At 62.5% G+C, this 12,289-nt stretch carries 14 protein-coding genes; 2 read left to right on the forward strand and 12 right to left on the reverse strand.

The window, feature by feature from the left end; genetic code table 11:
* Window positions 1–146: 146 nt before the first annotated feature.
* From NKI06_RS01415 to NKI06_RS01425, 3 genes are all read right to left on the reverse strand, one after another.
* Window positions 147–1,559: a circularly permuted type 2 ATP-grasp protein gene (locus NKI06_RS01415; RefSeq protein WP_352512606.1), complete on the reverse strand. Its 1,413-nt coding sequence runs from the start codon at window positions 1,557–1,559 to the stop codon at window positions 147–149.
* Window positions 1,560–1,832: 273 nt separating this feature from the next.
* The gene (locus NKI06_RS01420) at window positions 1,833–2,069 is read right to left on the reverse strand and encodes an Lrp/AsnC family transcriptional regulator (protein ID WP_023670963.1); all 237 of its coding nucleotides are present in this window, start codon (window positions 2,067–2,069) and stop codon (window positions 1,833–1,835) included.
* Between the two features lie 68 nt (window positions 2,070–2,137).
* Window positions 2,138–2,749 (reverse strand): DsbA family protein, encoded by a 612-nt coding sequence (locus NKI06_RS01425; RefSeq protein WP_352983643.1) that lies wholly within the window; start codon window positions 2,747–2,749, stop codon window positions 2,138–2,140.
* 193 nt (window positions 2,750–2,942) lie between these two features.
* On the opposite strand from NKI06_RS01425, the gene NKI06_RS01430 reads away from it, so the two are divergent.
* The gene (locus NKI06_RS01430) at window positions 2,943–3,365 is read left to right on the forward strand and encodes a DUF4864 domain-containing protein (RefSeq protein WP_023684643.1); all 423 of its coding nucleotides are present in this window, start codon (window positions 2,943–2,945) and stop codon (window positions 3,363–3,365) included.
* 6 nt (window positions 3,366–3,371) lie between these two features.
* On the opposite strand, the gene tgt is transcribed toward NKI06_RS01430, so the two are convergent.
* The 7 genes from tgt to coaD form a co-directional block, all read right to left on the reverse strand.
* The gene (tgt, locus tag NKI06_RS01435; protein ID WP_352983646.1) at window positions 3,372–4,502 is read right to left on the reverse strand and encodes a tRNA guanosine(34) transglycosylase Tgt; all 1,131 of its coding nucleotides are present in this window, start codon (window positions 4,500–4,502) and stop codon (window positions 3,372–3,374) included.
* Window positions 4,495–4,764, reverse strand: a complete 270-nt coding sequence (locus NKI06_RS01440) for a hypothetical protein (RefSeq protein WP_023684641.1) — start codon at window positions 4,762–4,764, stop codon at window positions 4,495–4,497. The genes tgt and NKI06_RS01440 overlap by 8 nt, the downstream gene beginning before the upstream one ends.
* The gene (queA, locus tag NKI06_RS01445; protein WP_023746162.1) at window positions 4,754–5,842 is read right to left on the reverse strand and encodes a tRNA preQ1(34) S-adenosylmethionine ribosyltransferase-isomerase QueA; all 1,089 of its coding nucleotides are present in this window, start codon (window positions 5,840–5,842) and stop codon (window positions 4,754–4,756) included. Before queA ends, NKI06_RS01440 begins: the two co-directional genes overlap by 11 nt.
* Window positions 5,842–6,291 (reverse strand): DMT family transporter, encoded by a 450-nt coding sequence (locus NKI06_RS01450; protein WP_023693398.1) that lies wholly within the window; start codon window positions 6,289–6,291, stop codon window positions 5,842–5,844. Before NKI06_RS01450 ends, queA begins: the two co-directional genes overlap by 1 nt.
* A 12-nt stretch (window positions 6,292–6,303) precedes the next feature.
* Window positions 6,304–6,816: a peptidylprolyl isomerase gene (locus tag NKI06_RS01455; RefSeq protein ID WP_023696509.1), complete on the reverse strand. Its 513-nt coding sequence runs from the start codon at window positions 6,814–6,816 to the stop codon at window positions 6,304–6,306.
* 43 nt (window positions 6,817–6,859) lie between these two features.
* Window positions 6,860–7,354, reverse strand: coding sequence for a peptidylprolyl isomerase (locus tag NKI06_RS01460; RefSeq protein ID WP_352983838.1), 495 nt, complete (start codon window positions 7,352–7,354; stop codon window positions 6,860–6,862).
* 169 nt (window positions 7,355–7,523) lie between these two features.
* Window positions 7,524–8,024: a pantetheine-phosphate adenylyltransferase gene (coaD, locus tag NKI06_RS01465; RefSeq protein WP_023670954.1), complete on the reverse strand. Its 501-nt coding sequence runs from the start codon at window positions 8,022–8,024 to the stop codon at window positions 7,524–7,526.
* A 194-nt stretch (window positions 8,025–8,218) separates the two neighbouring features.
* Between coaD and NKI06_RS01470 the strand changes: the two genes are divergently transcribed.
* Entirely contained in the window at window positions 8,219–8,365 is a 147-nt protein-coding gene (locus NKI06_RS01470) for a hypothetical protein (protein ID WP_023670953.1), read from the forward strand.
* Between the two features lie 55 nt (window positions 8,366–8,420).
* On the opposite strand, the gene gyrA is transcribed toward NKI06_RS01470, so the two are convergent.
* Entirely contained in the window at window positions 8,421–11,210 is a 2,790-nt protein-coding gene (gene gyrA, locus NKI06_RS01475) for a DNA gyrase subunit A (RefSeq protein ID WP_023696506.1), read from the reverse strand.
* 223 nt (window positions 11,211–11,433) lie between these two features.
* A complete protein-coding gene (locus NKI06_RS01480) occupies window positions 11,434–12,285 on the reverse strand; it encodes a helix-turn-helix transcriptional regulator (protein WP_352983840.1) in 852 nt (283 codons plus the stop codon).
* Window positions 12,286–12,289 lie beyond the last annotated feature (4 nt).

Genomic DNA, 12,289 nt, shown 5'->3' on the forward strand with positions numbered 1-12,289 from the left:
CCCCGGGCCCCGCCCAGCCCCAACGAGCCAGCCCCACTACTGCCTACTGCCGACTGCCTACTGCCTACTCCCTACTGCCTACTCCCTACTGCCTACTGCCTACTGCCTACCGCCTACCGCCTACTGCCTACTGCCCTATTCCCTACCTAATCGTCCAACACCCACGTATCCTTCGTGCCGCCGCCTTGCGAGGAATTCACGACCAACGACCCCTCCTTCAGCGCCACCCGCGTCAAGCCGCCGGGAACGATCTGGATTCGGTCGGAGACCAGAACATAGGGCCTGAGATCGACATGGCGCGGCGACAGGCCTTTTTCGGTCAGGATCGGGCAAGTCGACAGCGCCAGCGTCGGCTGGGCGATGTAGTTGGAGGGCTTCGCCTGCAGCTTCTTGGCGAAATCCTGGCATTCCTTCTTGGTCGCAGCCGGGCCGACCAGCATGCCGTAGCCGCCGGAGCCGTGCACTTCCTTGATGACCAGCTCATGGATGTGTTCGAGCACGTATTTCAGGCTGTCGGGCTCCGAGCAGCGCCAGGTCGGGATGTTGCCGAGGATGGCCTTGCGGCCGGTGTAGAACTCGACGATGTCGGGCATGTAGGAATAAATCGCCTTGTCGTCGGCGATGCCGGTTCCCGGCGCGTTGGCGATGGTGATGTTGCCGGCGCGGTAGACGTCCATGATGCCGGGCACGCCAAGGGCCGAGTCCGGCCGGAAGGTCAGCGGATCGAGGAAGGAATCGTCGACGCGCCGGTAAAGCACGTCGATCTGCTTGTAGCCTTCGGTCGTGCGCATGGCGACGTGGCCGTCTACAACGCGCAGATCCTGGCCTTCGACCAACTGCACGCCCATCTGGTCGGCGAGGAAGGCATGTTCGAAATAGGCGGAGTTGAAGCTGCCCGGCGTCAGCACGGCAATGGTCGGTGCGCCCTTGGTGCTTTGCGGCCGCACTGCCGCCAGCGACTGGCGCAGCAATTGCGGATAATTCTCCACCGGCCGCACCTTGATCCGCTGGAACAGCTCGGGAAAGAGCTGCATCATCGTCTCGCGGTTCTCCAGCATGTAGGAGACCCCCGACGGCGTGCGCGCATTGTCCTCCAGCACGTAGAACTCGTTCTCCGAGATGCGGACGATATCGACGCCGATAATGTGGGTGTAGACGCCGGCCGGTGGCCGCACTCCGATCATTTCCGGCAGGAACGCCTCGTTCCTGGCGATCAGCTCCCTCGGCACGCGGCCGGCGCGCAGGATTTCCTGGCGGTGGTAAATGTCGTCGAGGAAAGCGTTCAGCGCCTGCACGCGCTGTTCGATGCCCTGCGTCAGCCTTCGCCATTCATTGCCGGAGATGATGCGCGGCACGATGTCGAAGGGGATCAGCCGCTCGGAGGCTTCCTGCTCGCCATAGACGGCGAAGGTAATGCCGGTCTTGCGGAAGACGCGCTCGGCGTCCTGCATCTTTTCGGTAAGCCTGGCCGGATCCTGCTCCTTCAGCCAGCGGTCGTAAGCCGTATACGGTTGTCTCAGCCCGGAAACTTCCGGAAGCATTTCATCGAACGCTGCCAATCGCATACTCCCCTGTGACGCCATTTCACTGGCGTCGCGGGAGAAAATCAAGCGCAATCGGTGATTTGGAGGATATCGGCGATCAGTATGTTCCGACTGCCCAAAATTCGGGCAGTCGGAACAGGACCTTAATCAGGCTCTGCCTTGTCGCCGGGCAAGTGCCTGATGCGGCCATAGCAGTTCACCGTTTCATGGAAACGGTGAACTGCTATGGCTTTTTGCTTCGACGCAATTCCGGACGGAAAACCGCTTCACACTTTTCCTGGAATTGCTTTAGAAAGCGCGGAAAGTGACGACCGTGAAGGTGTCCTTGATTCCGGGAATAATCTGCACCTTCTCGTTGACGAAGTGGCCGACATCTTCCTCGTCGTCGACGTAGAATTTGGCAAGCAGGTCGTAATTGCCGGCGGTCGAGTAGATTTCCGAGGCGATTTCGGCATCGGCGAGCGCGCTGGCGACCTCGTAGGACTTGCCCAGATCGCACTTTATCTGCATGAAAAACGTCTTCATTGCCGGTCCCGATCAAGCTTCAGCACACAAGCGGCCCTTGTGGCAGACTGCCGCCCGGCTTTCAAGCATCAGGCCGAGCGCGCCTTGGCGACGGCTTGTCTCAGTTCGGACACCGGCATGCCGCGCCGATACAAGTTGCCGCCGATGACCAGGGCTGGCGTGCCGCGCAGCTTGAACGCCGTCGCCTGGACTTCGGTGCGGACAAGGGCAGCGTCGATGTCGGGTTCACGGATGGCGAGGTCGGCACGCACCATCGCCACATCGACACCGACGGAAGAAAGGATGTCGTTGGTGCGGCGTTCCGAAAGGCCGCGCTGGTTGGTCATCAGCGCATCGACCGCCGCGCCATAGTGTTCGCCGCTCAGCAGCGTCACCCGCGCCGCGTCGCGCGACACGTCGCCGAAGATCGGCCAGTCCTTCATCACAAGCCGGACGCCGTTGTCCTCTTCCATCAACTTCTTCAGCTCGACGAAGACGAGCTTGCAGATCGGGCACTGATAGTCGACGAATTCGGCGATGGTGACGTCGCCATCGGGGTTGCCGAGCGCTGGAATGGCGGGATCGAAGGCGACTTCCGTGACGGTCGGCCCAGTGCTTGCCCGGGCGGGCAAGGGAGCCAAAACTGCGAGGCTTGCCGCGCCCTTCAGCAAAAGGCGCCGGTCGATCGGCTGCTTGAACATGGTTGTCCCCTGGTTGCGCGAACGGGTCCCCACCCGTCCCTACGATGCGCGCCCCGCGTTAAAGGAGGCTTAAGCATGATCATGTGGCACTTGCGTGGCGAATATTGCGGTTGCTGAAACCGTGAGGCTCCGCAAAGCGTATGGTATGATGCGTCCCGGGACAGGTTTTGTTGGGGGACAATGGAGACAGGCCATGCGCCGCACCGCATTCGCAGTCGTTTCATTGCTGTTCGCGTTGTTCGTGTCGGCAGCCCTTGCCGGCGACGCCGAAGTCAAGGCCGGCCAGGCCGTCATCGATGGTCAGTTGAAGGCGCTCATCGCCAATGATGGCGCCAAGGCGTACAGTTTCGCCGCTCCAAATGTGAAGCGCATCTTTCCGACCGTCGACACCTTCATGAACATGGTGACCAACGGCTATCCGCCGGTGCGCCAGCCGCAGAGCTATTCCTTCGGCAAGGTCGAGCAGATGGGGCCAACTTCGCTAATCCAGCAAGTGCTGATCGTTGGGCCCGACGGCAAGGACTATGAGGCGGTCTACACGCTGGAACAGCAGCCCGACGGCAGCTTTCAAATCACCGGCTGCAGCTTGCGCGCAGCGAATTCGCTCAGCACCTAGATGTGCTTATAGCACCGGAATATCGCCCCTCGCCCATCCCTCTGAAATGTCTGATGTGCGCGCCTCGAAGGCCTTTGCCTCGATCGCGGCGCGAATCTCCTGCATCAGCTTCTGATAGTAAGACAGGTTGTTCCAGGTCAGAAGCATCGCGCCCAGCGCCTCCTGCGAGCGCACGAGATGATGCAGATAGGCGCGTGAATAGTCGCGTGCCGCCGGGCAGTCACTCTCCTCGTCCAGCGGCCGCGGATCGTCCGCATGGCGGGCATTCCTGAGATTGACCTTGCCGCGCCTGGTATAGGCCAGGCCATGGCGGCCGGCGCGGGTCGGCATCACGCAGTCGAACATGTCGATGCCGCGCGCCACCGATTTCACGATGTCGTCCGGCGTGCCGACGCCCATGAGATATCGAGGCTTGTTGTCAGGCAATTCCGGACAGGTGATCTCCAGCATATCCAGCATCACCGCTTGCGGTTCGCCGACGGCCAGGCCGCCGACCGCATAGCCCTTCAGCTCCATCGCGCTCAGCGCCTGCGCCGAACGCACCCTGAGAGCTGCGTTGTCGCCACCCTGGACGATGCCGAACATCCCCTTGCCGGGCTGATCGCCGAACGCTGTCTTGCAGCGCTCGGCCCAGCGCAGCGACAGCTCCATCGCGCGCTCGATCTGCTTGAGGTCGGCCGGCAGCGCTGTGCATTCGTCGAGCTGCATCTGGATGTCGGAATCGAGCAGGCCCTGGATCTCGATCGAGCGCTCCGGCGACATCTCGTAGGCAGCGCCGTCAATGTGCGAGCGAAAGGTGACGCCCTTCTCGGTCAATTTTCTGAGCTTCGACAGCGACATGACCTGAAAACCGCCACTGTCGGTCAGGATCGGCTGCGGCCAGCGGGCGAATTCATGCAAGCCACCAAGCCGCGCCACGCGCTCGGCGCCTGGCCGCAGCATAAGATGATAGGTATTGCCCAGGATGATGTCGGCGCCGACGCCGCGCACCTGGTCCATATACATGGCCTTGACCGTGCCGCCGGTGCCGACCGGCATGAAGGCCGGCGTGCGGATTTCGCCGCGCGGCATGGTGATGGAACCGCGCCGCGCCTTGCCGTCGGTGGCGAGGATCTTGAAGGTGAATGTCTCAGCCATTGAATTCCTTGTCATGGACAGGCGCGCCTGGCGCCTGCCTGTCGAGCGACTGGCGGTATTGGATGCAGCCGCGCATGAATTTCGGCCATGGCGGCACGGCAATCGATGGATCGGTCTTTTCCGGCAGCAGGTCCCACAGGTTGGGATGATGCCAGCATAAATCATGGCCGGTAGAATCTCGATGCTGGCGAATGCCGGCACGCAATTTCTTCACTTCGGCGATCAGGCTTTCGCGATCAAAGGCCTGCAGGTCATCGTCCATCGCTCATCTCCGCTCGATAAAGCAGGCTTGCATCTCCGTAGGAATAGAACCTGTAATTGTTCCCGATGGCATGAGCATAGGCCGCACGCATCGTATCTAGGCCGCTGAAGGCCGAAACCAGCATGAACAGCGTCGAACGCGGGAGATGGAAATTGGTCATCAGCAGGTCGGCGGTCTTGAACCGATAGCCCGGCGTGATGAAGATGTCGGTCGGGCCGGACCAGGCGGTCAGCGAGCCATCAGGCCGTGCCGCGCTCTCCAGCAAGCGCAGCGAGGTGGTGCCGACAGCGATGATGCGCCCGCCCCGCGCCTTGGCGCCATTCAGAGCGTCGGCTGTTGCTTCGCTGACCGAGCCGGTCTCGGCATGCATCTTGTGGTGAGCGGTGTCGTCCGCCTTGACCGGCAGGAAGGTGCCGGCGCCGACATGCAAGGTCACGAAGCGGCGTTCGATGCCTTTTGCATCCAGCGCGGCAAACAGCTCCGGCGTGAAATGCAGGCCTGCGGTGGGGGCAGCGACTGCGCCCTCCTCCTTGGCATAGATTGTCTGGTAATCCGTCAGGTCGCGCGCGTCGTCGTCGCGCTTGGAGGCGATATAGGGCGGCAGCGGGATGTGGCCGACGGCATGCAGCGCCTCGTCGAGAAACGGCCCCGACAGGTCGAAACCGAGCAGCACCTCGCCGGCATCGCCCTTCTCGATCACTGTGGCGTCGAGCTGGCCGAGGAAACAGGAATTGCCGTCATGGCCGAAATGGATGCGGTCGCCGGCGGCGATGCGCTTGCCCGGCCGCATGAAGGCCAGCCAGCGGTCCGGCGCCATGCGCATATGCAGCGTGGCGTCGACCTGCGCCTGCGCTTCGCCGCGCCGCCTGATGCCTCTCAACTGGGCAGGAATGACCTTGGTGTCGTTGAAGACCAGCACGTCGCCCGTTCTGAGCAAGGACGGAAGGTCGCGCACCGCGCGGTCCGCAAAGTCTTCGCCTGGCCTGACCACCAGCATTCTGGCGCTGTCGCGCGGCTCGGCCGGGCGCAGCGCGATGCGCTCCTCCGGCAGGTCGAAGTCGAAGAGATCGACGCGCATCAGTAGAGCCGGACGAGCAGCGCTCCGGCCAACAGCAGCACCGCGCCGGCGATGCGGCCGAGCGAAATCTCGCGCACCGCCACGCCGAGAAAGCCGACGCGATCGATCAGCATGCCGGCCAGCAACTGGCCGGCAACCAGGAACGCCATCAACGCGGCTGCACCAATGCGCGGCGTAAGAATGGTTGACAGGGTAACATAGAAACCGCCGAGCATGCCGCCGGCGATGAACAGCCAAGGCGCCGGCGCCTTCCAGTCGAGCGAGATGTCCTGCAGCCGCACAACGGCAATGGAGATGATACCAAGCACGATCGCGCCTGACAGGAACGAAAACGCAGCAGCCGCGACCGGGAGCCCCAGGCCGCGCGCCAGCTGCGAGTTGATCGGCGCCTGGACGGCGATGAAGGCGCCTGACAGGATGCCGAGCAGCGACCAGACCACGCCCATCATCGTCGTTTGTCCTTACTTGACGTCGGCCGCGACCTTCAGCGACACGATCTTGTCGGGATCGACCACCGGCTCGCCGCGCTTGATCTTGTCGACATTGTCCATGCCTTCGATGACCTGGCCCCAGACCGTGTACTGGCGGTTGAGGAAAGCGGCATCGTCGAAGCAGATGAAGAACTGCGAATTGGCCGAGTTCGGGTTCTGCGAACGGGCCATCGAGCAGGTGCCGCGGCCATGGTTGGCGTTGGAGAACTCAGCCTTCAGGTCCGGCTTTTCCGAGCCGCCCATGCCCGCACGCGAAGGCGCGAAGGTCGGCTTCGACGAATTGCCGAACTTCACGTCGCCGGTCTGCGCCATGAAGCCTTCGATGACGCGGTGGAAGACCACGCCGTCATAGGCGCCTTCGCGGGCCAGTTCCTTGATGCGGGCGACGTGGCCGGGAGCCAAATCGGGGAACAGTTCGATGACGACCTTGCCCTTGGTCGTTTCCAGGATGAGCGCGTTCTCGCGGTCCTTGATCTCAGCCATGTCGTATATCCTTTATCTCAGAAAACAGATTGATTTGATTGGTTTACTTGTCGGCGGCGATGCGTACCTTGATCATGCGGTCGGGGTCGCTGACCGTGCCGTTGTCGGCCTCGTCGCCCTTCTTGATCTTGTCCACCAGCTCCATGCCGCTGACGACACTGCCAACGATGGTGTACTGGCCATCGAGGTTCGGCGCCGGCGCGAACATGATGAAGAACTGCGAATTGGCGGAGTTCGGGTCCTGCGAGCGGGCCATGCCGAGCGTGCCGCGCTTGAAATGTTCGCTCTGCGAGAATTCGGCCGGCAGATCGGGCAGGTCTGAACCGCCAGTGCCGACGGCCTCGGGGCTGAACCCCTTCTTCATGTTGCCGAACTTGACGTCGCCGGTCTGCGCCATAAAGCCGTTGATGACCCGGTGGAATGCGACATCGTTATAAGCGCCTTCACGCACCAGCTTCTTGATCTGCGCGACATGCTTGGGTGCCAGGTCGGGGCGTAGCGCGATGGTGACGTCGCCGTTCTTCAAGGTGATGACCATGGTGTTTTCCGGTTCGGCGGCGAAGGCCGAAACGGATGCGGTCACGAGACCGGCAAGCACGACGAGGAACGAGGCGAGCTTTTTCAGCTGCATAAGGGATCTCCGAAGGTCTTTGTTAGGGTGCATGTCGTTGCCCCAAAAACCGGCATCCACTTTGGGGCGACATGCACTATTTCGCGAATTTGGCGGTGAGCGCACCGGCAACGGCGGCCGGTACGAAGGGACGGATGTCTCCGCCCATCGAGGCTATCTGGCGCACAAGTGTGGCAGTAATGGTGCGTACCGATGGGCTGGCGGGCAGAAAAACCGTCTGCAGTTCCGGCGCCATGGTCTCGTTCATGCCAGCCATCTGCATCTCGTAATCGAGATCGGTGCCGTCGCGCAGGCCGCGGATCATGATCGAGGCGCCATGCTTGCGGGCCGCGTCGATGACCAGCCCGTCAAAGGCGACGACCTTGATACGGTCGCCGTCGCGGCCAAATTCGGCCTTGGTCGCGGCCTCGATCAGCTTCACCCGTTCGTCGAAGGAAAACAGCGGCGTCTTGCCGGGGTGGGTGCCGATCGCCGCATAAACCGTGTCGGCGACAGCCAGCGATGCCTTCAGGACATCGAGATGGCCGTTGGTCAGCGGGTCGAAGGAGCCGGCATAAAGGGCGATGCGATCGGTCATGGGAGGTGCTTCTAGCGGGGCATTGGGCGGAAGGCAAATGCGATTGGGAACATCTGCGTGAACCTTTTCGCAGACATGAACGACAGATGAATGCCTTGATCACGAAGACTTCACGCCGCGTTCGCTAGTTTGCACTTCGGAAAATGAAACCAAAACCCGATCTAACCGTTGGATAGGCGCAGGAGAACACGCACATGCTGATCTACATGCTCGCCACCGCAATGACCGTCGCCATGCTGATCGCCACCGCATTCGGATTGCATAGCGAGGCAGAGCGCGTCCGTGTCCGCACAAAGCGGTTCGAAGGTTTCGGCGCTCGCTGGCCCCACCGTCGCCCCTGATTTATTGCTAGTTCTTGTTTGCGCCGGCCCATCGGGCCGGCGTTGTTGCTCAAACCTATTCGGTGCTGTCCGGTACGGCATCTCCGGCGCCGGCCTCAATGACACCCTCTTCGACATCCTCGTCGGCCTGCGGCTCCGAAATCCGTTCGACCGAAACCACCTTCTCGCCTTCGGCGGTGTTGAAGATGGTCACGCCCTTGGTGGCGCGGCTGGCGAAACGGATACCGTTGACCGGCACCCGGATGACCGTGCCGCCATCCGAAACCAGCATGATCTGGTCGTCATTGCCGACCGGGAAAGTCGCCACCAGCTGGCCGATCTCGGCCACCTTCGACACGTCGGTGGCGCGGATGCCTTTGCCGCCGCGTCCGGTCAGGCGGAAATCGTAGGATGACGAGCGCTTGCCGTAGCCATATTCGGTCACCGTCAGCACATACTGCTCATGCGCCTTGAGCTCTTCGTAACGGCTGTCGGAAAGCTCGGTCTCCTCGCCAATCTCCTCATTGGTGAGTGCAATCTCTTCTTCCTCGCCGGTCACCTCGGCGGCAAGCCGCCGCTCCAGTGCTGCCCGCTTGAGGTAGGCGGAGCGTTCCGCCGGCGAAGCATCGACATGCTCGATCACCGACATGGAGATGATGCGGTCGGTCTCGGCCATGCTTATGCCGCGCACGCCGACCGAATTGCGGCTCTGGAAGACGCGCACATCGCCAACGCGGAAGCGGATGCACTGGCCGGAACTGGCGGTCAAAAGCACATCGTCATTGTCTGTGCAGGTCTCGACGCCGAGAATCTCGTCGCCCTCCTCCTCCAGCTTCATGGCGATCTTGCCATTGCGGTTGACCTGGACGAATTCGGACAGCTTGTTACGGCGCACGGTGCCGCGCGTGGTGGCGAACATGACGTCGAGTTCGCCCCAGCTGGTCTCGTCCTCGGGCAGCGGCATGATGGTGGTGATGCGCTCGCCCTGCTCCAGCGGCAGCATGTTGATCAGCGCCTTGCCGCGCGACTGCGGATTGCCGATTGGCAGCCGCCAGACCTTTTCCTTGTAGACGATGCCGCGCGAGGAGAAGAACAGCACCGGCGTATGCGTGTTGGCGACGAACAGCCGGGTGACGAAATCCTCTTCCTTGGTCGACATGCCGGAGCGGCCCTTGCCGCCGCGGCGTTGCGCCCGGTAGAGCGACAGCGGCACGCGCTTGATGTAGCCGGAATGGCTGACGGTGACGACCATGTCCTCGCGCTGGATCAGATCCTCGTCTTCCATGTCGGCGCCGCCGTCGGTGAGCTCGGTGCGGCGCGGCGTGCCGAACTCGTCGCGCACGGCGGCAAGCTCGTCCTTGACGATCTGCTGGATGCGGGCGCGGGACGACAGAATATCGAGGTAATCCTTGATCTCGTCGCCGATGGTGTTCAGCTCGTCGGCGATTTCGTCACGGCCGAGCGCGGTCAGGCGCTGCAGGCGCAGTTCGAGGATTGCGCGCGCCTGTTCCTCGGAGAGGTTGTAGGTGCCATCCTCATTGATGCGATGGCGCGGATCGTCGATAAGCAGAATCAATGACTCCACGTCCCCGGAGGGCCAGCGCCGCTCCATCAACTGCTCGCGCGCCGTCTGCGGATCGGGCGCGGTGCGGATCAGCTTGATCACTTCGTCGATGTTGGCGACGGCGATGGCGAGGCCGACCAGCACGTGGGCGCGGTCGCGCGCCTTGCGCAGCAGGAATTTCGTGCGCCGGCTAATCACCTCTTCGCGGAAGCTGACAAACGCCTTCAGCATGTCGGTCAGGTTCATCACTTCCGGCTTGCCGCCGTTCAGCGCCACCATATTGGCGCCAAAGGAGGTCTGCAGCGGCGTGAAGCGGTAAAGCTGGTTGAGAATGACGTCGGCGACAGCGTCGCGCTTCAGCTCGATGACGACGCGGTAGCCCTGGCGGTCGCTTTCGTCGCGAATGTCGGAAATGCCTTCGATGCGCTTGTCGCGCACCAGCTCGGCCATTTTCTCAATCATCGAGGCCTTGTTCACCTGGTACGGGACTTCCGTGATGATGATCGATTCACGGTCGTTTCCGCGCTGTTCGACATTGACCTTGCCGCGCATGACGATGGAGCCACGGCCAGTCGCATAGGCGCTGTAGATGCCGGAACGGCCGAGCACGATGCCGCCGGTCGGGAAATCGGGACCCGGAATGATCTCCATCAGCGCCGGCAAATCGATCGCCGGATTGTCGATGATGGCGATGGCGCCGTTGCAGATCTCGGCCAGATTGTGCGGCGGGATGTTGGTGGCCATGCCGACGGCGATGCCGCCGGAACCATTGACCAGAAGATTGGGGAAGCGGGCCGGCAGCACCTTCGGTTCGGTGTCGGATGCGTCATAAGTCTCCTGGAAATCGACGGTTTCCTTGTCGATGTCCTCCAAGAGTTCATGCGCGACCTTGGTCAGCCGCGATTCGGTGTAGCGCATCGCCGCCGGCGGATCGCCGTCGATGGAGCCGAAATTACCCTGCCCGTCGATCAGCGGAACGCGCAGCGACCAGTCCTGCGCCATGCGCACCAAGGCGTCGTAGATCGAGGCGTCGCCATGCGGATGGTATTTACCCATCACGTCGGCGACCGGGCGGGCCGACTTCACATATTTGCGGTTCCAGTGGTAACCGCTCTCATGCGCCGCATAGAGAATGCGGCGGTGAACCGGCTTCAGGCCGTCGCGTACATCGGGCAGCGCACGGCTGACGATGACGCTCATGGCATAAGAGAGGTAGGAGCTCTGCATCTCCTCGATGATGGAGATGGGCTCGATGCCGGTAGGGCCGCCGTCGGCGCCGCGCGGGGGTTTTTGGTCGGTCAAATCGGATCACAATCTAATCAGGAATCACTGACCGCTTATATAGGAAGCACGGCCGAAACTCCAATATTCGTGGTGCTTTTCCAATGAGGATTTCAGTGGTAAATTCAAATGGATACCTCTGATTGCGACGATTTGGCCATAACGCATTCGCCGCCGCCAGGGGCAAAAGCCTGCGAAGGACAGTTTTCCAAGCCAAGAGCGTATCTGGAGGCAGACAGACGCGTCAGCGGGTAGCCACCCGCCGGGCGCGATAGTGGCCAGGCGTCTCACCCATGACGCGCCGGAAACGGCGGTTGAACGTCGACAAATCGTTGAAACCGGCCTCGAAGGCGATTGCCGAGATGGCATCGCCTGACATGCGCAGCCGCACCGCCGCGCGGTGCAGCCGGGTTCTCAGCAGAAACTGATAGGGCGTCATGCCGGCGACCTGCCGGAAGGTGCGAAGGAAATGATACGGGCTGGTCGCCGTCGCGCAGGCAAGCTCGGAAAGCGAGACCGGCCTGCCGGCATTGAGCTCGATCTGCCGCACCGCCTCGGCAACCCGTTTCTGGTCGCGGCGGCTCGGCGGTCGAAGGCCAGGCACCGCATCGCTGGCGACGGGCAGTGCTGCGCCGGCAACTGCCAGTGCTGCACCGGCAATTCGCAGGCCAAGCTCTTCAAAGGCGTCGATGTCGACCATCTCGCGCGCCGCTTCCGCCTCGGCCAGCAGCGATGCGAGCGCCGGCAAAGGCGGCATATGCGGCACGCCGAAGGCGAGCTTGCTCGCGCCGGGCACGTCGCTGGCGATGCGGTCGAGATAGGCCGGAGCGAAGTGGAAGGACAGGCAACGGTCGCCGGCGCCATGCTCATGCCCGCATTCATAGCAGGCGCCGACATTGCCGAGCAGGATTGCGCCCGGCGCCAGCATGGCGGCGCCTTGCCTGGTGCGGTAGCGGAAGGTGCCGCTGGTGACAGCGGCAACGCAGAAGGTGTCGTGCGCCTCCTCGAACGGGCGGTCGCCGGCGCCGGCCGTGCACAGCACGTCGGACACATGCCAGCCCTGCCCCGATGCCAGGTTTTGTTCGCTCGTCGTCATGGCT

It is taken from the genome of Mesorhizobium sp. M0772, from assembly GCF_040320135.1.
GTDB lineage: Bacteria > Pseudomonadota > Alphaproteobacteria > Rhizobiales > Rhizobiaceae > Mesorhizobium.